Genomic DNA, 21,769 nt, shown 5'->3' with positions numbered 1-21,769 from the left:
GCGCGCTCTTCGCGGCAGCCGCCGCGTAGCAGGTAGGGTTGAATGAACTGGGCTGACTGGACCATTCTGGCAATCGTCGCCATCTCCACGCTGATCGGCTTGAGCCGAGGCTTCGTGCGCGAAGTGCTGTCGCTACTCACCTGGGTGGCGGCATTCGTAGTGGCGATGATGTTCCGCGACCAGCTGGCACCACTGCTCTCCAACCTCGTCGATACGCCTTCACTACAGGCCATAGCCGCCTTTTCCATACTGTTCATCTTTACCCTGCTGGCGGGAGCCGGCCTGAATATGACCCTGTCTGCGTTCGTGGAGGCCACCGGCCTGTCTGGAACCGACCGGGTATTGGGTATGGTGTTCGGTCTGTTTCGCGGCTGCATCATCGTGATGGCATTGCTGATCTTCGCTCCGGCGCTGGCGCCGGTGAATGAGGACGGCTGGTGGCAGCAATCGACGTTAATACCGCATTTTCTCGAATTTGAGGACCGCGCGCGCGAAGCGGCTGGCGCGATCAAGGATTTCTTCGCAGGGCAAATTGACTGATCGATGGGCTGCGGGAGGCGGCGCGGGATCACCATGACCATTTCGAAATGACTGGGGTTATCTGAAGTATGTGTGGCATCGTTGGAATCGTCGGTAAGAGTGACGTCAATCTGCAGTTGTACGACGCGCTCACCCTGTTGCAGCACCGTGGCCAGGATGCCGCCGGTATCGTCACCTGTGATGGCGACCGCCTGAATCAGCAAAAGGCCAACGGCCTGGTGCGCGACGTGTTCCGGGCGCGCCATATGCAGCGCCTGACCGGTAACTTCGGTATCGGCCATGTGCGCTACCCAACCGCTGGCAGCTCCGGCCCGGCACTGGCCCAGCCGTTCTACGTGAACTCCCCCTACGGCATCGCCATGGCCCACAATGGCAACCTCACCAACGTCAACGAGGTGAAGGACCAGATCTTCCAGCAGGACCTGCGCCACATCAACACCGACTCCGACTCCGAAGTCCTGCTCAACGTATTTGCCCACGAGCTGCACAAGGAGCACAAGCTCCAGCCCAAAGCCGAAGACATCTTCACCGCCATGCGCGCCGTGCACAAACGTGTACGCGGTGGCTACGCCTGTGTGGCGATGATTGTCGGCTACGGCATTGTGGCCTTCCGCGACCCCAACGGAATCCGCCCGCTGGTATACGGCAAGCGCGAAACCGATAAGGGCACCGAATATATGGTGGCCTCTGAATCCGTAGCGCTGGACGTGCTCGGTTACACCCTGGTGCGCGACGTGGCGCCGGGTGAATGTATCTACATTGAACTGGATGGCACAGTGCACTCCGAGCAGTGCGCGGAAAACCCCAAGCTCACGCCCTGTATTTTCGAACATGTGTACTTCGCCCGCCCGGACTCCATCATGGACGGCGTTTCCGTGCACAAGGCGCGCCTGCGTCAGGGGGAGCACCTGGCTGAAAAAATCCTGCGCGAGCGCCCGGACCACGATATTGATGTAGTGATCCCGATCCCGGATTCCTCCCGCTCCGCCGGCCAGATGGTGGCGCACCGTCTGGGTGTAAAATTCCGGGAAGGCATGGTGAAAAACCGCTATATCGGCCGTACCTTCATCATGCCGGGTCAGAAGCAGCGTAAAAAATCTGTTCGCCAGAAGCTGAACCCGATCGAACTGGAGTTCCGCGGCAAGAATGTATTGCTGGTGGACGATTCCATCGTGCGCGGGACTACCTGTAAGCAGATCATCCAGATGGCGCGCGATGCGGGTGCCAACAAGGTGTATTTCGCCTCTGCCGCTCCGGCCGTGAAATACCCGAACGTGTACGGCATCGATATGCCTTCTGCCACCGAGCTGGTTGCCCATAACCGCACCACCGAAGAAGTGTGTGAAGAGATCGGAGCAGACTGGCTGATTTACCAGGACCTCGATGAGCTGATCGTTTCCTCTGCTGACGGCAATACCGAGATCAAGGAGTTCGATTGCGCGGTATTCGATGGCAAGTACATCACCGGCGATGTTACCGAAGAGTATCTGGACAGCCTGCATGCGGCGCGTAATGACAATGCGAAAGGGAAGGGCAACGAGAGTTCACTCTAGTCCCTTGTCCACTCCGTAGGTCCTTTTAGTAGCGGTAAAGCAACGGGTATCCGTTTTCAAAACCGCCATGAATACCCGCAAGCGGGCCCGGCCGCCAATCGCAGATTGGCGTCGTTCGGCTGCGTGCGAAGCAGTGCTTCGCAAACACTTGCCTCACCCATGTAGGCTGCGTCGGCGACGTCCCTGTCGCCGACGCTTTTGAAAACGGATCCCCGTCACTTTCCCTTCGATTTATAACTCGTGCTTCGTAACTTTTAAGTAATCAGTTTCTTTCTCTTTTCGCTATGCCAATCAGTGGGGCGAAGTATTATTGCTTGATGCGAAGGCGCCGATACCGATAGCAGTTTGCGGGACCGTACGCGGCCTGGATGGCCGCGTCCGAGCCCCCAGGGATGGGTTGAGGGGGGGCGCCTAGCTCGTGTCCCGCAAACTGCTATCGGTAGCGGCGCCGCCACCGGGCTGTCTACGAAGCTTTTTGTTTTCGTTCCGCCCAAGCCGCCTTCATGGGTTAAGATTACCGGCTCAGCAATTTCTAACCCGGGACGGTTAAACCATGTTTGAAGACGACGGCTACGCACTGGAAACACTGGCGGTACGAGCAGGCCAGAGCCGGTCGGCGGAAGGCGAGCACGCCGAGCCTATCTACACCACCTCCAGTTACGTCTTTCCCTCTGCGGCAGAAGCCGCCGCGCGCTTCTCCGGGGATTCTCCTGGCAATGTTTACTCGCGCTACACCAATCCCACCGTGCGTATGTTCGAAGAGCGTATCGCCGCGATGGAAGGTGGGGAGGCGGCAGTGGCGACTTCGAGCGGTATGGCCGCGATATTGAGCCTGTGCATGGCTACCCTGAAAAGTGGCGACAAGGTGATCTGTTCCCGCAGCGTATTCGGCACCACCACCGCGCTGTTTACCCGCTACATGATCAAGTTTGGGGTGAAAGTCAGCTTCGTAGAACTGACCGATTTTCAGGCCTGGAAAGACGCGGTGGATGGCGATACCAAACTGCTGTTCATGGAAACGCCGTCCAACCCACTGTGCGAAGTCGCCGATATTCGCGCCATGGCGGATCTCGCCCACAGCGCCGGCGCGCAGTTGGTGGTGGATAACTGCTTTTGTACGCCCGCACTGCAGCGCCCGCTGGAGTTGGGCGCCGACATCGTTGTGCACTCCGCCACCAAATTTCTCGACGGCCAGGGCCGCTGCCTGGGGGGTGTGGTTGTGGGCAAGAAAGAAGTCATGGACGAAGTTGTCATCTTCCTGCGCACCTGCGGCCCCAGCCTGAGCCCGTTCAACGCCTGGGTCTTCCTCAAGGGGCTCGAAACCCTCAACCTGCGCATGCGCGCGCACTGCACCAGTGCACTGGATATCGCCTGGTGGTTGAAAGAACACGCGCAGGTGGAGAAGGTCAATTACGTCGGCCTGCCCAGCCATCCGAACCACCAGCTTGCGGCGGCGCAGCAAGGCGGTTTTGGCGCAGTATTCAGTTTCACCGTCGCCGGTGGTCGCGAGGCGGCCTGGAAGGTGATCGATGCCTGCAAGATCTTCTCGGTGACCGCCAATCTCGGTGACGCCAAAAGCACCATCGTGCACCCGGCCACCACCACGCACGGCCGCCTGAGCGATGAGGACAAAGAGAAGGCCGGTATTACCGAAAACCTGATCCGTATCTCGGTGGGGCTGGAAAATGTCGATGATCTGAAGGCCGATCTGGCGCGAGGCTTGTCGGTACTCGCGTAAAAGGGTCACAATGGCGCGGAATGTGACATGATGAATGGCCCCGTTTGCCTCGGGGCCTATCATTTAGTGAAGAAAAACCGAGCAGTAATGGATTTGCCGTGCAAAAAATCATCTCCGCGATTGTCGATGACATCGGCAAGGTCCTGTTAGGAAAAGAGCATCAGGTAAAACTGGCGCTGGCCTGTCTGCTGGCCCGCGGTCACCTGTTGATCGAAGACCTGCCCGGTATGGGTAAAACCACCCTGGCGCACGCACTCGCTCAGGTGCTGGGGCTCAGTTACAAGCGTGTCCAGTTCACCAGCGATATGCTCCCCGCGGATATTATCGGCGTCAGTATTTTCGAGCGGGAATCCGGTCAGTTCCGTTTCCACGAGGGCCCGGTGTTCAGCCAGCTGTTGCTCGCCGACGAGATCAACCGCAGCTCCCCCAAAACCCAGAGTGCACTGCTGGAAGCAATGGAAGAGCGCCAGGTCAGTGTCGACGGTGAAACCCGCCCACTGCCCGAACCCTTCTTTGTGATTGCCACCCAGAACCCGCTGCAACAGTCCGGTACTTTTGTGTTGCCGGAATCCCAGCTGGACCGGTTCCTGATGCGCATCAGCCTTGGCTATCCCACCCGTGAAGCGGAGCGTGCCCTGTTTAAAGGTGTCGACCCGCGCGCGCAACTGGCGCAGATCAAGCCGCGTATCAATGGTGAAGGCCTGCGCAAACTGCAAAGCCTGGTCAGCCAGGTCAAGGCCTCCGACTCCCTGCTGGATTACCTGGAGCGCCTGGTGCAACACACTCGCCAGAGCGCGGAATGTGGCGTCGGTCTTTCTCCTCGCGGCGCCCTGGCACTGCTGCACGCCGCCCGTGCCTGGGCACTGATTCACAACCGTGGCCACCTCTTGCCTGAAGATCTGCAGGCCGTACTGCCTTCCGTTGCCGGCCATCGTTTGCAGAGCGACGGCACCGACGGTACCCAGCTGGTGGAGCGTATGATGCACCAGGTGGACATTATCGCCGCCTGAGGCAAACGGAGTTCCCGCACACGTGCTTAAAAATGTCTCAATGGAATCCTCCACGAGTAAAAACCATCCCCGTGGCGCACTGAACGCGGCCCCTCAGACTGCCGGTGTGTTAAACCGGCGCTGGCTCCGCTGGCTGGACCGGCGCCTGCCCGCAGCGCCCAGTGTCACGCTCAATCATCGCAAATTGTTTGTCCTGCCCACTGCCGCTGGCATGGGATTCCTGTTGCTGATTTTCCTGTTGTGGCTGCTCGGCACCAATTACGAAAACAATCTGGTGCTCGCGCTGGTATTCCTGCTGGTGGGACTGTTGGTGATCTTGCCGGTACACACCTTTGCCAACCTGTCCGGTCTGAAGTTGCGTCTGCAGGACGTCGACCCCGCCTTTGCCGGGGATTTCGGCACCGCAAAGGTCGCACTGGAAAAAACCGGCAAGCGCGCCCACGAAAGAGTGCGCCTGAGCTGGCCACCGGAAGAGGGGGTGCTGGCGGATATTACTGACAGTGCGTCCGTCGAGGCTCGCCTGGATCTGCCTCTGGTCCAGCGTGGCAAGGTGCGCGCCCCGCGCATTCGCGTGGAGAGCCGCTTTCCCCTGGGGCTGTTCAAATGCTGGAGCTGGGTGGATCTGGATGTGGAGTTCCTCGTATATCCACAACCGAAAGCCCCGGGCCCATTGCCCTGGGGCGCCAGTGTGGGCGAGGGGGAGCAGGAGAAAAGCTTTTCTGTCGGCGGTGATGATTTCGCCGGCCTGAAAAATTATCAGCCGGGAGACTCACTGCGGCACGTCGCGTGGAAACAGTTTGCCGGCGGACGTGACCTGTATAGCAAGGAATACGCCTCCGGCAGTGACGCCCGCCTGTGGCTGGACTGGGACCTCCTGGCCGGGCGCGAGCCCGAGGCCCGCCTGAGCAATCTATGTGCCTGGGTGCTGGAGGCGGAGCGCGCTCAGGTAGCCTACGGATTGCGGCTTCCCGGCCTGACGGTGGAGCCGGCGCTGGGTAGCGCCCATCGGCACAAAGTGCTGAGTGCGCTGGCGCTGTTTCCGGTAAAAGGAGTCGTCGGGTGAGCGTGCATAGAGGGCAACTACAGACACTGTTGCCGCGAGAGAGCCTCCTTTGGGTCTTCGCCGCGCAACTGGTGGTGCTGTTGCCGCACTTCGCTCACCTTCCCATCTGGTTGGTATTTGCCTGGTGTATCGCCGTTTACTGGCGCCTTGAAGTGTTTCGCGGGCGGCGGGAAATCCCCGGGCGTGTGGTCAAACTGGTTGCGGTCAGCCTCGCGGTTGCGGGACTGGCGCTGACGTATCGGCGCTGGTTTGCCCTGGAGCCCATGGTGGCGTTGCTGGCCGTCTCCTTTACCCTGAAAAATATCGAACTGCTGAGTCGGCGGGACGCCATGCTCAGCCTGATGCTGGCCTATTTTCTTGCCGCGACCCTGTTCGTGTTTGACCAGACGATTCCCTACGCGCTCTATGGCGTCTTTAGCCTGCTGGTGGTAACCGCCGCTCTGGTCGCGCAACAGGGCAGTGGCAGCGCCCGTGCCGGCCGGGCTTTTGGGCTGTCAGCAAAGCTACTTGCGCAGGCGGTGCCAGTAATGCTGGTGCTGTTTGTGGTCATGCCGCGCCTCGGGCCTCTGTGGGCGGTACCGCAAAATACTTCCGCGGCTTCCACCGGAATCAGTGATTCCATGAGCCCGGGGGACTTCAGTCGCCTGTCCAAATCCGACAAGCCCGCACTGCGGATCTCTTTCGACGGCCCGGTGCCGCCACCGGAGCAGCGCTATTGGCGCGGGTTGGTGTATACCCACTTTGATGGTCGCCGCTGGAGTGAACCGGGGGTTACCGGTAATCGCTGGGCCGGTCGCCGCGCCCGTACCGGAGGTGATGACGAGCAAAGTCTGCCCGCGGTAGGGCCGCGCTATCGTTATCAGGTTATTCAGGAAGTCAGTCACAATCCCTGGTTGTTTGCCATGGCAACCCCCCATTCCGATACCCGGGGGGTGCGTACCACCGAGGAAGATACCCTGATTTACCGGAATCCGGTGGGCAGCCGACTGGCCTACGATGTGCGCTCCTGGCCCCGGGACAGTATTCCCGCGCAGTCCCGGTTGAGTGCGGCGGAACGGCGCCGCCACTTGCAGCTCCCCCAATCTGGCAACCCCGAGGCCCGCGCCTGGGCGTTGGCGCGGCGGCAAGAGGGGATGGGTGCGGATGCCATATCCCAGGCGCTGCTGACCATGTACAACCGCAGTTTTACCTACACCCTGCAGCCGCCCGCGCTGGGCAAAAACACGGTGGACGAATTTCTGTTTGGCACCCGGCAGGGATTCTGCGAACACTTTGCCAACAGCTATGTATTCACCATGCGCGCCGCGGGGGTTCCCGCACGAGTGGTGGCGGGCTATCAGGGCGGTGAGTGGGTAGAGCAGCAGGAGTATTTGCTGGTGCGCCAGTATGACGCGCACGCCTGGGCGGAAATCTGGCTGCCGGAACGGGGCTGGGTGCGTGTGGACCCCACCGCTTCTGTGGCGCCCCAGCGTATTCGCGACGGCCTGCAGAGTGCCGCGGCGGACGAATTTATGCAGGATGCATTTTTGCCCCTGCATAAAATTGCCTTTGTCACGCGTTTGCGACTGCAGTGGGACACGATCAATTACCGCTGGTACCGCACCGTGGTGAGTTTTGATGCCGAGCGTCAGGAAGGCCTGTTGCGCCGCATGCTGGGGGAAATATCTCCGCTGCGCGTGGCTATCTTTCTGGGGACATCGATGGCAATCGCCCTGGTTGTATTGTTGATCTGGCTGAACTTGTCAGGGCGCGGTCCTGCGTTAGCGCCGGTGGATCGTCTTTATCTGCGCTTTTGCCGGCGCATGGCACGGGCGGGATTACCGCGTAACCCCGGTGAGGCAGCTGGAGATTACGCGCGGCGAATCGAGCGTGAATGGCCGGCGCTAGGGCCTATGGTTCTGCGCATCACTCTTGCCTATGAAAAGGCCGCTTTCGCTGATGATGCTAAGGCGCTCAAACAGTTGCGACGCCTGGTGCGCGTGTTCTGGCCACTGCGACTTTCCGCACGATCTGTCACTTCCGAAGATCCCGCGCACATATCGGCGCGTTGATGAGTGGGCGAACGATCGCGGTACTGGCGCCAGGTGAAAACGTCAGGTAAAAGTGTGGGACAATAGCGCCCCGTTTTCCGCGCCTGCTGGCGATGGCCAGTCAATATTGCCGCGGTAAGAGACTGATTTTTCGGATTCTGTAATGGCTTTTCCCGCACTGGCGGTTCGACTGCGTACTTTCCTGCTCGGCTTCAGCGGCACCTCCCTGGCTACCGGCCTGCAGGTGGTATTGCTGCCATGGATTGCGGTGTCATTGGTGGAGTTGCCTGCCCTGCAGTTGAGCTGGGTACAGGCATCCGTATTGCTTCCCAATCTGATTTTTCTTCTGTTCGGCGGCGCCCTGGCGGATCGCTTTGATGCCGCGCGCGTGGCTGCGCTGTCTTGCTTGGGGCTGGCCCTGTGTCACGCCACTCTGGCATTTTTCCTTATGCATGCCATCCCGAGTTTGGCGCTGTTACTGGCGTACGGTGTCAGCCTCGGATTTTTTACCGCTTTTTTACAGCCCGCGCGGGAGAATCTGGTTCAGCGCGGTGCCCGCAAGCCAGCCAATGGTAGCCCCCTGCAGGAGAGCCAGGTACAGCACCTCGTAACCTGGATGATGCTGGCTCAGTACGGCGGCCAGGCGATGGGGATGCTGCTGGCCAGCCGCTTTGATCACTGGGGAGCAGAACCGCTGTTACTGATTCAGGTGGGTGTATTGACCATTGCCGCGGTGTTTTTCTTTTGCCTGCGCCGCAGCGGCCCGTCGAAAGTCGCGGTGGCGAAAAGATTGCCTTCGGCATTGTTGGAGGGGTTTGCGGAAGTACGTAAGAGTCGCGCCATTTTTGAACTGGTGTTGTTGGTGGGCTTTAACGGCCTGGTGCATATCGGCGTGTTTCTGGTGGTATTACCGTTAATGGCGGAGAGCTACGGACGCGGTGCCAGCTACTACGCAACGCTACAAATTGCGTTTGTCGCGGGTACTGTACTGGCCACGATTGTGATGTTGCGGCGGGGGCAGGGGGATCAACCGGGGCGCGGTGTTCTGATGTGCCTGCTGTACAGTGCGGCATTACTGATTGCCATCAGTTTTGGCCCCACCGCGTTCGGGCTGATGCTGTTGTGCGCCTGCTGGGGTGCGGTGGCGGCAGCTTCCGCGGCGCTTGGAAAATCCATCGTTCAACTGCTGGCGCCGGAGCAGGTGCGCAGCCGCATTATATCCATCTATCAATTTTCCCTGTTCGGCTCCGCGGCCATCGGTGCTCTCGCCGCCGGAATCATCAGTGAATTTACTGCGCCGCTAACCACACTGTGGTGGGCGGGGATCTTCAGCCTGTTTGCCTTTGTTCTGGTATGGATAAGTGGTGCCTTGCGCCACCTGAATGTCCGTACCCGCGAAAATTCAAACCCTTAACAATCGATTATTTACATAGCGCCAATTTGACCAACGGGGGTTACTTTGCGTCTGATCAGCGAGCTGCGCGCCTACCTGGGCATTGAAAAAAACAATACCAGCCATCGTGAAAAACTGATTTCGGCCCTGGGCGCGGCCCTGGCGATTCTCGGGGTATTCTGGGTGACGCAGCGGGCGCTGTCTGCGGGTGTCATCGATATCTCCACCAGCTATTTCATCATTGCATCCATGGGCGCCAGTGCCGTGTTGCTGTTTGCGGTTCCACACGGTGCACTTTCCCAGCCGTGGTCTCTGGTGGGGGGGCATCTGGTTTCGGCGCTAGTGGGCGTTCTCTGCCACCGCTGGATCGGTCCCGAGTTGCTGGCAGCGGCCACGGCGGTGGGCATTGCGGTTGCGGCCATGTACTACCTCCGCTGTATTCACCCGCCCGGCGGTGCCACAGCCCTGACGGCCGTTACCGGCGGCGAAGCGGTGTACCAGTTGGGGTTTGATTTCCTGCTGGTGCCGATTTTGACCAATGTGCTGTTGATCCTCGCGGTGGCGGTTGCATTTAACAGCCTGTTTTACTGGCGTCGCTACCCGGTACATCTGGGGCGGCGGCGAAAAACCACTGCGACCGCAGAGCCCGAATCGCGCGAAACCGAAATTACTCAGGAAGATTTTGCCGCGGCGATCCAGGAGCAGGATTCTTACGTGGACATCACTGCTGAAGGGCTCACCGAACTACTGGAATTGGCCAAACAGCACGCGGAGCGCAATGTGGTACACCCGCAGGAAATTGTGGCGGGACGCTGTTACAGCAATGGCAAGCTCGGCAAACTGTGGAGCGTGCGCCAGGTGGTGGATGAATCGCGGGAACCGCCGCCCACCAAGGATCGCATCATTTATAAAGTCCTCGCGGGGCACGGCGCCTTCGATACCGGTATCTGCCTGCGGGAGGAGTTCCGCCAGTGGGCGCGCTTTGAAGTCCAGATGAAAGGCGGGCACTGGGTGAAATCCCGCGAGAGTGTGGACGACGAACACCCCGAATGACGGAGGTCCGTCGCACTGCCTGCGCATAACCGATTTGATTACCAGCGATTGCTGATCCACATGGTCTGATAAGGGTCAAGCGTCACTGTTGCCAGCATATCGTCGAAGGTCGCATCGCTGACTAAATCTTTCCATTGGTCTGTGCCGATGAGATTGATGGCGTTCAGATGAATGGTGTAGGGCTGATCGGAAATATTGTTCAGGCAGAAAATACTCTGCCGGCGATCCAGACTCTGGCGCCAGAACGCGAACACCTGATCTCCGAGATGCAGGGTGAACTGGGTGGCGTTGGGGTGGAAGGCCGGCTGTTCACGGCGCAACTGGATCAGCCGGCGCAGTTTGTGAAACACCTTGTGGTGATGGGTTTCCGGGTTGGCCAGGCGCTCATTCAACTCCTGCTCCTGCCACTGACGGCGATTGATGGCGCGGTTGTGGCCGTGTTCCTTCATGCGCTCGTAGTCGTTGGTGGTGCCCACCAGGCTGTGCAGATAAAACGCGGGTATTCCCTCCAGCGCCAGCATGATGGCATGGGCACAAACAAATCGCGCCAGTTGCCAGCTGTCCTCGCCCTCGGTGGTTCCTTTTAACGCGTCAAACAGGGATATATTGATTTCGTACGGTTTGTTGCTGCCGTCGTCCAGTGCGCGCCAGGAAATCTGTCCGCCAAAATTCTCCATAGTCTGAATCAGGGCTTCCTGCTCGCTGTCATCCAGCAGACCTTCTACCGGTCTCAATCCGATACCGTCGTGAGAGGCGATAAAATTGAAATAGGTCGTACCGTTTTGGGCCGGCGGCATGCTCATCAGCCAGTTTTTCAGATAGCGGCAGTTGCCGGTCACCAGGGTGTTGACCAGTAGCGGGGGCAGTGAAAAGTTATAGATGCAGTGGGCTTCGTTGGCGTTCCCGAAATAGGACAGGTTTTCCTGATTGGGAATGTTGGTTTCGGTAATAATCACCGCATTGGGGTTGGCGTGCTCAATCAGAGTACGTAGCAGTCGCACAATTTCATGGGTCTCCGCCAGATTCAGGCAATTGGTGCCAAGTACTTTCCAGATAAACGCTACCGCATCCAGACGGAACACTCGCACGCCCATATCCAGATACAGGCGAATGATATCCACTATCTTGGCCAGTACCTTCGGGTTGGCGAAGTTCAGATCGACCTGATCGTGACCGAAGGTGCACCACACATGTTTTGTGCCCCGCGGTGTGTCGGTGGCGCGCAGCAGCGGTGTGACCCTGGGGCGCACCACTTTACTGAGATCTTCCTTGGGATCTGCCTCGACGAAAAAGTCGCGGCCAGGATCGTCCCCCTCCTGATAATTCAGGAACCAGTCGTGCTGGGCCGAACAGTGGTTGATGACCAGGTCGGCCATCAGGTGAAAATCGGTACTGATCCGCAGAATATCGCTCCAGTCTCCAAGGGTTGGATCCACTTGCTTGTAGGCGGATACGGCAAAGCCGTCGTCACTGGAATAGGGGAAGAACGGTAAAATGTGCACCGTATTGATCAGCATCGGGAAATGCGCCTGCAGAAAATGATGCAGGGTTTTCAGCGGTGGCTGGTTATCGTTCAGGATACTGTTGCCGTAAGTAATAACGGCTATATCGGTCTGGTCCCAGAGGTTTTTATGGGCGAGGGGGCTCTGGCAGTCATCGTCCAGTCGCATGGTGCGTATGAGCTCCTGGGCGATGGGCTCGACTTCGAGATCCGGATAGATAAATGCCAGGTGATCCACCACCTTCTGGTGTAAAACCTCCTTGATGGGCAACTGCGCGGTCGGTTGGTTCACTGTATCCCCCGTTGTATGGCTGATCTGGTCGTTCAAAGTTTTATTTTTATGCGTTGTATTCTTCGTAGTCCGCTTCGACGGCTTGCTTGAGTTGTTTCAGAAATCCGGGCTCCGCACTGGTAATTCGGTTCCAGCTGGGAATAAACGGCGTTTCCATCGGGTTGTCCAGGAAGGCCTGCCCAGCTTTCACCAGGTTGCTGGCAAACAACTCAACGGTCTGCTCTTCTTTGTGAATGTCGAACTTCAGGCCGTTGATCAGCGCATCGTTGCGGTAGGTTTCCACAAAATCCAGCGCGATACGGAAGTAGGTTGCCTTGATACTGCGGAAGGTCTCAGAGGAAAACACCGTGCCCTGGGTCGCCAGTTTGCGGAAGAAAGACTTGGCAATATCGATGGACATTTTTGACAGTCCACAGTGCTCGTCGTCGAAGGAGACATCCTGGTGTTTATGATCGTAGGAGTGTGCGATATCCACCTGACACAGCCGGTTGGTGGAATAGTTGCGATACATTTCTGAAAGCACGCCGATTTCCAGCCCCCAATCGCTGGGAATACGCAGGTCGTTGACCACGTCGCGACGGAAAGAGAACTCGCCGGCGAGGGAGTAGCGGAAGCTGTCCATATACTCGAGGTATTTGGTGTGGCCGTAGATTTTTTTCAGGGTGCGGATCAGTGGCGTGACCAGAAGGCGGCACACGCGGCCGTTGATTTTTCCATTGGCCACGCGGGAGTAATAGCCCTTGCAGAACTCGTAGTTAAACTGAGGGTTGGCCACCGGATAGAACAGGCGCGCCAGCATCATGCGGTCATAAGTGACGATGTCACAGTCGTGCAATGCAATGGCTTCACCGCGGCGAGAAGCCAGAATGTAGCCCAGGCAATACCAGACATTTCGGCCTTTTCCCGCTTCCTGTGGCGCGAGACCATCTCGCTGTAACTGGGCATCCAGCTCGCGCAGGCGCGGGCCATCATTCCACAATACCCGCACGTGCTGCGGCAGGATTTTGAATTGCTTTAGTGCATCCCGGTACTGCTCTTCATTGGCGCGGTCCAGTCCGATGACGATCTCTGAAAGGTAGGGAACTTCTGCCAGGATTTCGAGAATCTTCGGTAGAGCCTCTCCTTCCAGCTCTGAATACAGGGAAGGTAGCAGCAGCGACATGGGGCGATGCTTGGAGAAACGAATCAGGTCAGCCTCCATATCTTCGAGGCTGCGGTTGGAAAGGTTGTGCAGGGTCGTGATATCACCATTCTGAAAAAAATCGGTCACGGTTTGCTTCCTGTTTTACGACGGTAGAAATTTTTACAAGGGTAGAAATTCGGTGGCGAGAATGTCCTGAACTGCCAGTGCCCAGCCCTGGGGGCCTGTTTCCTGGGTGATGATCAGCTCGGGATGATGTGCTAGCTCCGGGGGAGGATGTGCCGGCGAGCGCACAATAATGGCGACGTCGGCGATCCGGAGCATATCCAGGTCGTTGGGCCCGTCGCCGCTCGCGATCAGTTTGCATGGGCGTTCGGTAAAGTGCTGATAGGTTTTCTTGAGCAGGCGCGTCGCCTGACCCTTGTCGGTCTGGCCCAGCACGTGCAGAAAACGTCCGCCCTGCAGAGTGGCGAAACCCGCCGCATTTGCGCGGGCGGTAAAGGCGGCTTTTTCCTGTTCGGTACCGCGCCACAATAGCGGCTCGGAGTATCCGCGACGGTTTGCCTGCTCTGCTTCGCCGGCACTCAGGCCCGTGGCAGCAACAATTTCTGCATTGTTCGCGGCGGAAAAACTTAAATAGGGCACTCCGTGACGCATGCCGTCGGTGTGGAGGAAGTCGACAATACTCTGGCGCTGGGCCCCGGGCTCCAGCACCCAATATCCATCTTCTTCACGGGCATGCTCGGGTTTGTGGGGGAAATAATTTCGAGGAATAAAAATGGCCGATCCGTTTTCCACAATAAACGGATGACGATTTTGTAGCGTATCGCGCAGTGTCAGTATTTCGTCGCGGGTTTTGCTGCTATTCAGGATGACCGGGATACCGGCGGTTTCCAGTTGATGCAGCGTGGCGTCGGCGGGTTGGTGGGAGTAGCTGAAGTGGTCCAGCAGGGTGCCGTCCAGATCGCTGGCGATCAGCCACTGGGTTTTCGGGCTCGCTATTGTGGTCATTCGATTCCGTTTTTTTGGCTTCTTTTTTTGGCCTGGCGTCGGCACGTTAAAACGCGCGCTCTATTCAGGTAATCCAAAAATAGTGCCAGTCACAGAAATTTGAGCCATTGCACCGCTTCAGAGCAATGGATTGGCGCAGTAATCCTTTAGTTCGAAATCCTCGGGCCACAAGAGTGCGGAGACTGCCTCGAAATGGTGAGGGTGGCGGGCGTGAAAAGCTGGTATGCACCACTTGGGTGCGATACGGCCTGGGCAGTGAATGGGAGGGGGAAGCCTCACCGGTTGGGCCGGTGAGGCATCGGGAAAGGGTCAGGGCGCGGTACACCCCAGACAGCGCGCATAGAGTGCGCGGGGATCTTTAAAGGATTTCAACTCGGTCAGTGGCTGAACCGCAGGCTGAATACTGTTCAGCCAGGCGCCCAGAGGCAGATTGCGCTCGACGCTTGCGGAAATCTGTGCGTCCACATTTTCTGCCAGGGCACGCATGACTTTCTCGCTCGGGGTCAGCTCGCGCTGAATTTCCATCACTTCATACTTTTCCAGCTCGGCCAGCTGTGCGGCATCGGCGATGGCATCGTTGAGGTTGCCCAGCTCGTCCACCAGACCCAGTTCGTGGGCGGCGCGGCCGGTCCACACCTGACCCTGGGCGATTTTGTGGATCTCCTCTGGCGTGCTGTTGCGCGCTTCCGCTACCAACTGCAGGAACTGGGCGTAGGTGTGCTCCACGCCCTGTTGCAGGATGTCCGCGGCGGTCTCTGGCAAGGCGCGGTCCAGGCGCATGGTGCCGGCCAGTTCGGTGGTGCCCACGCCATCGTTGTAGATCCCCAAGTGCTCCAGGGAGTCTTCGAATGTCGGGAAGGCGCCAAACACACCGATGGAGCCGGTAATGGTGGAGGGAGATGCCCAGATACGATCGCCGCCGGCAGAAATCCAGTAACCACCGGAGGCGGCGACACTACCCATGGAAATTACCACGGGAATACCGGCTTCGCGGGTGGCGAGCAATTCCTGGCGAATGGCCTCTGAAGCAAAGGCGGAGCCGCCGGGGCTGTCGATACGCAGGACCAGTGCCTTGACGTTTTTCTCGCGGGCTTCGGCAATCAGTTTGCCGAGCGTGGCGCTACCGATCTGTCCCGCAGGCGCTTCGCCATCGATGATGGCGCCAGCGGCGCTGATCAGGCCAATCTTGTCTTTTTGCAGGCGCGGATCCGGCAGGTTGGTCAGTTTCACCTGGCGCAGGTAGTCGTGGGCGTGGATGCCGCTGTACTGGGATTTGTCGTCGTTGGCGACGCCAACCACTTCCTGCAGCTCTGCGATGGCGGCGCGGCGGGTGAGCAGCTTGTCGACAAACTTGTTGGCCAGTGCGGCCTTGGCCCAGCTGCCGCCTTCGGCGCGCAGGTTTTGCGGCAGGTCGGCAATATAGCTATCGACGGCATTGGGCGGCAGGTTGCGCAGGCCGGTGACCTGTTCGGTGTATTCACTCCACAACTGGTGCAGCCAGCGGGCGTTGTTTTCCCGGGAGGCGGGAGACATGTCGTCGCGGGTGTAGGGCTCTATAAAGTCTTTGTAGTCGCCCACGCGGAATACATGGAAGTTGATTTTCAGTTTATCCAGGGCGCTTTTGTAGTAGTTGCGGTAGCTGCCGAAGCCGGTGAGCAACAGGGAGCCCATGGGGTTCATATAGACCTTGTCGGCGTGGCTCGCGAGGAAGTACTGGCCCTGGGTGAAGTTGTCGCCGATGGCGTAGACGGGTTTTTCGCTGGCTTTGAAGCGCTGCACGGCTTCGCCGACTTCTTCGAGCTTGCTGAGGCTGGCACCGGCGAGGTGATCGAGTTCGAGCACGAGTGCGCTGATACGGTTGTCGTTGGCGGCGGCGTCGATGGCGTCGACGAGGTCTTTTACACGGGTTTCCGGTGGTGAAGCAGGGCCGCCCAGGAAGCTGGGAACGCCACTGGGTTGGCTGACTTCGTCGACGAGGAAGCCGCCGGGGGCAACTTTGAGGGCGCCGCCCTGGGGTACGGTGATGCGCTCTTCACCGCCGAAGATGGCCATGCCGATAAACAGGAGCAGAAGCAGGAAGAGGATGTTGGTGAACACCCGGCGCAGCCAAGTGATGGCTCCACCAATGGCGCCAAAAAAGCGACGAATAGGGCCGCGACGTCTTGTTGATTCGGTCAAACCTGAAACTCCTTGTGCCGGTCTGTCTAATACGGTTCTGTGGCGACCCGCGTGGTGCTTGGAAAGTTAAGTGGCGGCACTGCTACCGGGTACAGCCTTGTGAGACACGGGCTAGGCGCCCCCCCTCAACCCTTCCATGGGGGCTCTTCCGCGAGGTCCCTCTCGCGGAAGGTCTCACAAGGCTGTACCCGGTATCAGCGCCTTCGCACTGACTTTCAGTGCGATTTATAAGTAGTTAAACGCTGGTATTTTCGTTTGCTTGTGCATTCTGCAATTGCACTTGCCAGCGGCTGGTCATCATTGCAGATACAAACAGAATAAGGCTCAAAGCGGTTAGCACGCCATGCTGCCAGCCGCGTGTAGGCATCATTACGTCGACGATACCCGCGGTGATATAGAGCAGCAGGATAAAACATAGCCATAGATAGGCGCGTTGGTGCTGTTTGAGCAAGCCTGGCAACACCAGCAGTAGTGGAACGGTTTGCAGTATCCACCACTTGAGTGAGCCGTCGAGGAACAGGTTCCATACCGCGAACAGTAGCAGAAGGCCGCCGTAGCAGAACCAGTTGAGCTTGCGCGCGACGTCCAGTTTGCGGGTGAGGCTGGCGGGGTCGATGGGTTTGCGCTGTTTTTTCTGTTTAGCCACGGTGGTCTCCCAGTTTTTCGGCGAGGGTGGCAATGCGTTTGCCGAGGGCGCGGCACAGGGTGGTTTCGTCCTGGCTGAGTTCGCCGTCGTTGCCACCGGCCCAGTGGGAGGCGCCGTAGGGGGTGCCGCCGGTGGTGGTGTGCATGAGGGCGCCTTCGGAGTAGGGGATGCCGGCGATGACCATGCCGTGGTGCATGAGTGGCAGTATCATGGAGAGCAGGGTGGTCTCCTGGCCGCCGTGGAGGCTGCCGGTGGAGGTGAATACGGCGGCGGGCTTGCCGCTCAGGCTGCCGTCGAGCCACATGTCGCTGGTCTGATCCAGAAAGTAGCGCAGGGGCGAGGCCATATTGCCGAAGCGGGTGGGGCTGCCCATCAGCAGGCCCGCGCAGTTGCGCAGGTCGTCGGCGGTGCAGAAAGGAGCGCCGCTGTCGGGTACCGGCGGTTCGCTGGCTTCGGTATTGGGGGAAACCGCGGGCACGGTGCGCAGGCGGGCTTCCAGTCCGGTTTCTTCAATACCGCGGGCGAGTTCCGCGGCCATTTTGGCGGTGGCACCGTTGCGGCTGTAATAAAGGACGAGGATGTACGGCGCAGTTGATGCGGAAGCCACTAGATCAGCTCCAGTACATTTTCCGGCGGGCGGCCGAGCACGGCTTTGTCGCCCTTGATGACGATGGGGCGCTCGATGAGTTTGGGGTGGTTCACCATGGCGTCGATCAGTGCCGCGTCGCTGTGGGCCGCGTCTTTGAGATTGAGTTCCTTGTAGGCGTCTTCCCCTTTGCGCAGCAGGTCCCGCGGGGCGATGCCCAGTTTGCCGAGGATGTCTTTCAGCGCTGCAGCGTCTGGCGGCGTTTCCAGATAGAGCACGATTTCCGGCTCGATATTGTTTTCCTGCAGCAGTTGCAGGGTCTGGCGAGATTTTGAACAGCGGGGGTTATGGTAGATCGTCCACATCGAAAGCGTATCCTGTTAAGGTTTGGCGTATTCTAACAGCACTCTGTTGGTCGTCTACGCTGAGGTATGGCGTACTTTTTAGACAAAATGCACGGATTTTTCCGCCAGATTCACCGGAAAATGGCGGACAGCTCCTCTTTTAAAAAATGGTTTGGCAAGCCGAATAACAAACTGAGAAGACCCATGACTGAAATGGTGCACCGCTGGCGTCGCTTTTTTACTTCCCTGTGGACCGTATTCAACGAAAAGAACTGCCGGCAGAATGCCGCTGCGCTTACCTATATGACGCTGTTTGCCATAGTGCCGCTGGTAACGGTGAGCTATGCCATGTTGTCGCTGTTTCCGGATTTTGCCGGGCTTGAGAGCAAGATCCAGCAACAGATCTTTTCCCACTTTGTGCCGGAAAGCGGGCGTGAGGTGCAGGATTACATCAACAGCTTTTCTACCCAGGCCCAGCGCCTTACCGGGGTGGGTATTGGCCTGCTGCTGTTGACCGCAGGTTTTATGCTGAAAAACATCGAGAACACCTTTAATGCCATCTGGGATATTCCCAAGGGGCGCCGGGGTGTCTCCAGCTTCCTGCTGTACTGGGCGATCCTGAGCCTGGGGCCGATTCTGCTCGGTGCCGGTATGGCCGCCACCACTTATCTCTTCTCTCAAAAAGTACTCGCCCAGAACGACAGCCTCGGACTGCTGCCGATAGTGTTACGGGTATTGCCCTGGGTATTTACCGCCATCGCGTTCACGCTGTTGTTTGTTGCGGTTCCCAACTGCCGGGTGCCGTTGCGCCACGGTCTCGCCGGGGGGGTGATTACCGCGTTTGCCTTTGAGGCGGCCAAGTATCTGTTTGGTGCCATTGTCGCGCGCAGCTCGGTACAGGCGATTTACGGTGCCTTCGCCTTTGTGCCCATGTTCCTGATCTGGATCTACCTGATGTGGATGATCGTGCTGGCGGGTTGTGTGCTGGTGCGGACCCTGTCGGCCTATCACGCGGCGGCCCAGGGGCGAAATTACTCCGATCTGGTGGCGACGCTTTCCATCCTGTGGAAGTTTTTCAGCAAGTATCAGCAGGGCCAGACCATTAGCGATCAGGATATTTCCCGCGCGGGGATTCGCCCGGCCCAGTGGCGCCGTATTCGGGAAATCCTGCAGGCCAACAAGGTAATTGGGCAGACAGACCGCAACGATTACGTTCTGGTGCGGGATCTGGATTCAGTCACTCTGCAGCAGATGCTGGACTGGCTGCACCCGGCACCGGTACCGGAGAGCGGTCACCGCGAGTTGCAGGTGCGCCCGTGGTACCGAGACGTGGAAACCCGTTTCCGCGAGGCGCGGGAGTTCTCCCGCGAGCATCTGTCGCAGAGCCTTGGGGACCTGTTCCGGGAGTCCATGTCCAAGGAAATGCTGGAGAAAACCGTGGATACCGGCAATCTGGAACCGGCCAAGCTGCCTGCCTCGGTGGAAACGGTGGACGATTCCGTCGACAACAAATCCAGCGCCAGTAAATCTGCCAACAAGGGAAGTAGCCGCAATGCGCGCAGTAATAAGCCATCCAGCAAAACGGCCAAATCTTAACCCGGTTGCCGCGCTACTGTTGCTGATGGCGCTGGCAATTGGCGGTTGCGAATCCCGTAGTGGCGGGCTTACCGCACTGAATGGCGACCGGCTGGAGACCGGCGGCAAAGTGTTGCTGGTGAATTACTGGGCCGAGTGGTGTGCGCCCTGTCGAGAGGAAATACCCGAGCTCAATGATTTTTATCGCGAGCATGGTGAGCAGGTACTGGTGCTGGGGATCAATTTTGATCAGCCGCCCGCGGAGGAAGTACAACGCCAGGCCGAAAAGTTTGGCATCGCCTTCCCGCTGCTCGCCGCGGCACCGGAAGGTCGCTGGGGGCAGGCGGTTCCTCAGGTTCTGCCATCGACCTTCATTATTGATCGCAATGGCCAGTGGCGGCGTACCCTGGTAGGGCCGCAGACGGCCACCTCGCTGCAGGAAGCAATCCGTCCTTATCTGGAGCAGTAGGTCGCCGCACAATCAGCCGCCGCGCATGCTTCTACCGGTATAACCAAAGCGTCTTTTAGGGGAAACTGCGCCAGCTGTTAGGATGTCTTCGATTTTTTAACCTCGAACACGCAAACTGGGACTCAAATTCAATGCAATTGGGTGCACTTCTACTGCTGGCGTTTTACCTGTTCCTTCTCTGGCCTCTGGCGCGCTGGCACCGCAGTCGCGACTCGCTGGCACCGGCGGTATTTGCCGGCTTGTTGCTGGGCGTATTGCTGGGTGGCTTTATGCAACTTGCGGAAGGCTGGGGTGTGGACGTGCCCTGGGTGCTGGACTGGGTGGGGCTGATTGGTGATGGCTACGTAAACCTTTTGCATTTGCTGGTAATGCCGCTGGTGTTGATTTCCATTCTGGCGGCGGTAGTAAAGGTCAGTAATACCCGCTCGCTGGGCAAAATCAGTGTATCGGTACTGGCGGTATTGCTGGGGACCACCGCAATTGCTGCATTGATCGGTGTAATGATCGCCCACCTGTTTGGCCTTTCTGCAGAGGGCCTGGTGGAGGGCGCGCGGGAAGCGGCACGGGTAGAAGTGCTCAACGAGCGCATTGGTCGTGTCAGCGACCTCAGTATCCCGGAAATTCTGACCTCATTTATTCCGCGCAATATTTTTGCCGACCTCGCCGGCCAGCGGGACACCTCGGTAATTGCCGTGGTGGTCTTTGCAGTATTACTGGGGCTGGCGGCACTGGCGGTGCGCAGGGAAAACCCGCAGCAGGGCGCGGCCATCGAACACTTCGTTTCCGTGGCCCAGGCCTGGGTGATGAAGCTGGTGCGCCTGATTATGGCGTTCACCCCATACGGTGTAATGGCGCTGGTCACGGCGCTGGTGGCCAAGTCCAGCTGGGCGGATATCTTCAACCTGTTTAATTTCGTGCTGGCCTCATTTGTCGCCATTGCGCTGATGTTTGTGGTGCACGCGGTGCTGCTACTGGTGAATGGCATTAGCCCTTTGCACTATTTCGCCAAGGTATGGCCGGTACTGGTGTTTGCCTTCAGCTCACGCTCCAGTGCGGCGACGATTCCGTTGAACGTGGAAACCCAGATCGATGAACTGAAAAACTCCCCGGCCATTGCCAACTTCTCCGCATCCTTTGGCGCAACCATTGGCCAGAACGGCTGCGCGGGTATTTACCCGGCCATGCTGGCGGTAATGGTGGCGGTGCCCATGGGCATCAATGTGTTTGATCCGGTGTGGCTGGCGACACTGATCGCGGTAACGGTGATCAGCTCCTTCGGTATTGCCGGTGTCGGCGGCGGCGCCACCTTCGCGGCTCTTGTCGTGCTACCTGCCATGGGCCTGCCGGTACAGATAGCCGCGCTGCTGATTTCTGTGGAGCCGCTGATTGATATGGCGCGCACCGCGCTCAATGTGAACGGTGCCATGACTGCCGGGACCCTGACCCAGCGCTGGCTGGGCGATAGTACGGGTGAAAGCAGCGGTGGCGATGACCACAGCAGAGGAGAAGCGACCGAGGTCAGTTAACTCAAAATTTTTTCATCGTTTTTTTGATCGTAGTGTCAACCAATGGCGCGCCTGTGCGTTTTGATAAGAGAACAGAGCAGTTCTCACCCGTACAGCGGGGATTACAACAAGGAAACCACC

The 21,769-nt window shown here is 58.6% G+C and carries 18 protein-coding genes; 11 read left to right on the top strand and 7 right to left on the bottom strand.

Annotated features, from left to right (window positions below; all coding sequences use genetic code 11):
• Positions 1-42 precede the first annotated feature (42 nt).
• From ACYX4K_RS09035 to ACYX4K_RS09000, 8 genes are all read left to right on the top strand, one after another.
• Positions 43-540, top strand: coding sequence for a CvpA family protein (locus ACYX4K_RS09035; RefSeq protein ID WP_475092448.1), 498 nt, complete (start codon positions 43-45; stop codon positions 538-540).
• Between the two features lie 68 nt (positions 541-608).
• On the top strand, positions 609-2,093 hold the full coding sequence (gene purF, locus ACYX4K_RS09030; protein WP_475092449.1) for an amidophosphoribosyltransferase: 1,485 nt from the start codon (positions 609-611) through the stop codon (positions 2,091-2,093).
• A gap of 553 nt (positions 2,094-2,646) precedes the next feature.
• Positions 2,647-3,831 carry an O-succinylhomoserine sulfhydrylase gene (locus tag ACYX4K_RS09025; protein WP_475092450.1) on the top strand — a complete coding sequence of 395 codons (1,185 nt, stop codon included), beginning with the start codon at positions 2,647-2,649 and terminating at the stop codon, positions 3,829-3,831.
• 98 nt (positions 3,832-3,929) lie between these two features.
• Positions 3,930-4,841: an AAA family ATPase gene (locus ACYX4K_RS09020; protein ID WP_475092452.1), complete on the top strand. Its 912-nt coding sequence runs from the start codon at positions 3,930-3,932 to the stop codon at positions 4,839-4,841.
• A 40-nt stretch (positions 4,842-4,881) separates the two neighbouring features.
• Positions 4,882-5,904 (top strand): DUF58 domain-containing protein, encoded by a 1,023-nt coding sequence (locus tag ACYX4K_RS09015; RefSeq protein ID WP_475092453.1) that lies wholly within the window; start codon positions 4,882-4,884, stop codon positions 5,902-5,904.
• A complete protein-coding gene (locus tag ACYX4K_RS09010; protein ID WP_475092454.1) occupies positions 5,901-7,955 on the top strand; it encodes a transglutaminase TgpA family protein in 2,055 nt (684 codons plus the stop codon). Before ACYX4K_RS09015 ends, ACYX4K_RS09010 begins: the two co-directional genes overlap by 4 nt.
• 142 nt (positions 7,956-8,097) lie before the next feature.
• Positions 8,098-9,348, top strand: a complete 1,251-nt coding sequence (locus tag ACYX4K_RS09005) for an MFS transporter (RefSeq protein WP_475092455.1) — start codon at positions 8,098-8,100, stop codon at positions 9,346-9,348.
• Positions 9,349-9,393: 45 nt separating this feature from the next.
• Positions 9,394-10,380, top strand: a complete 987-nt coding sequence (locus ACYX4K_RS09000; RefSeq protein ID WP_475092456.1) for an HPP family protein — start codon at positions 9,394-9,396, stop codon at positions 10,378-10,380.
• Between the two features lie 38 nt (positions 10,381-10,418).
• Here the strand turns inward: ACYX4K_RS09000 and ACYX4K_RS08995 are convergent, their stop codons facing one another.
• The 7 genes from ACYX4K_RS08995 to arsC all read right to left on the bottom strand — a co-directional run bounded on the left by ACYX4K_RS08995 (position 10,419) and on the right by arsC (position 18,100).
• Entirely contained in the window at positions 10,419-12,173 is a 1,755-nt protein-coding gene (locus ACYX4K_RS08995) for an alpha-amylase family glycosyl hydrolase (protein ID WP_475092457.1), read from the bottom strand.
• Positions 12,174-12,219: 46 nt separating this feature from the next.
• Complete coding sequence (locus ACYX4K_RS08990; protein ID WP_475092458.1) at positions 12,220-13,443, bottom strand: glycosyltransferase family protein; 1,224 nt, start codon at positions 13,441-13,443, stop codon at positions 12,220-12,222.
• Between the two features lie 33 nt (positions 13,444-13,476).
• Positions 13,477-14,325 (bottom strand): HAD-IIB family hydrolase, encoded by an 849-nt coding sequence (locus ACYX4K_RS08985; RefSeq protein WP_475092459.1) that lies wholly within the window; start codon positions 14,323-14,325, stop codon positions 13,477-13,479.
• Between the two features lie 309 nt (positions 14,326-14,634).
• Positions 14,635-16,503, bottom strand: coding sequence for a signal peptide peptidase SppA (gene sppA, locus ACYX4K_RS08980; RefSeq protein WP_475092460.1), 1,869 nt, complete (start codon positions 16,501-16,503; stop codon positions 14,635-14,637).
• Between the two features lie 235 nt (positions 16,504-16,738).
• Positions 16,739-17,149 (bottom strand): DUF2069 domain-containing protein, encoded by a 411-nt coding sequence (locus ACYX4K_RS08975; protein ID WP_475092461.1) that lies wholly within the window; start codon positions 17,147-17,149, stop codon positions 16,739-16,741.
• Positions 17,142-17,756 (bottom strand): NAD(P)H:quinone oxidoreductase, encoded by a 615-nt coding sequence (gene wrbA, locus ACYX4K_RS08970; RefSeq protein WP_475092462.1) that lies wholly within the window; start codon positions 17,754-17,756, stop codon positions 17,142-17,144. The genes ACYX4K_RS08975 and wrbA overlap by 8 nt, the downstream gene beginning before the upstream one ends.
• Entirely contained in the window at positions 17,756-18,100 is a 345-nt protein-coding gene (arsC, locus tag ACYX4K_RS08965) for an arsenate reductase (glutaredoxin) (RefSeq protein WP_475092463.1), read from the bottom strand. The genes wrbA and arsC overlap by 1 nt, the downstream gene beginning before the upstream one ends.
• Positions 18,101-18,283: 183 nt before the next feature.
• Here arsC and ACYX4K_RS08960 point away from each other — a divergent pair, with 183 nt between their 5' ends.
• The 3 genes from ACYX4K_RS08960 to ACYX4K_RS08950 all read left to right on the top strand — a co-directional run bounded on the left by ACYX4K_RS08960 (position 18,284) and on the right by ACYX4K_RS08950 (position 21,649).
• Positions 18,284-19,675: a YihY family inner membrane protein gene (locus ACYX4K_RS08960; RefSeq protein ID WP_475092464.1), complete on the top strand. Its 1,392-nt coding sequence runs from the start codon at positions 18,284-18,286 to the stop codon at positions 19,673-19,675.
• The gene (locus ACYX4K_RS08955; protein WP_475092465.1) at positions 19,632-20,123 is read left to right on the top strand and encodes a TlpA family protein disulfide reductase; all 492 of its coding nucleotides are present in this window, start codon (positions 19,632-19,634) and stop codon (positions 20,121-20,123) included. The genes ACYX4K_RS08960 and ACYX4K_RS08955 overlap by 44 nt, the downstream gene beginning before the upstream one ends.
• A 131-nt stretch (positions 20,124-20,254) precedes the next feature.
• The gene (locus ACYX4K_RS08950) at positions 20,255-21,649 is read left to right on the top strand and encodes an L-cystine transporter (RefSeq protein ID WP_475092466.1); all 1,395 of its coding nucleotides are present in this window, start codon (positions 20,255-20,257) and stop codon (positions 21,647-21,649) included.
• Positions 21,650-21,769: the final 120 nt, after the last annotated feature.

The organism is Microbulbifer sp. ABF4_107, assembly GCF_056312215.1.
The sequence above is the reverse complement of the archived record's forward strand: the minus strand, read 5'-3'. Positions and strand labels throughout refer to the sequence as shown.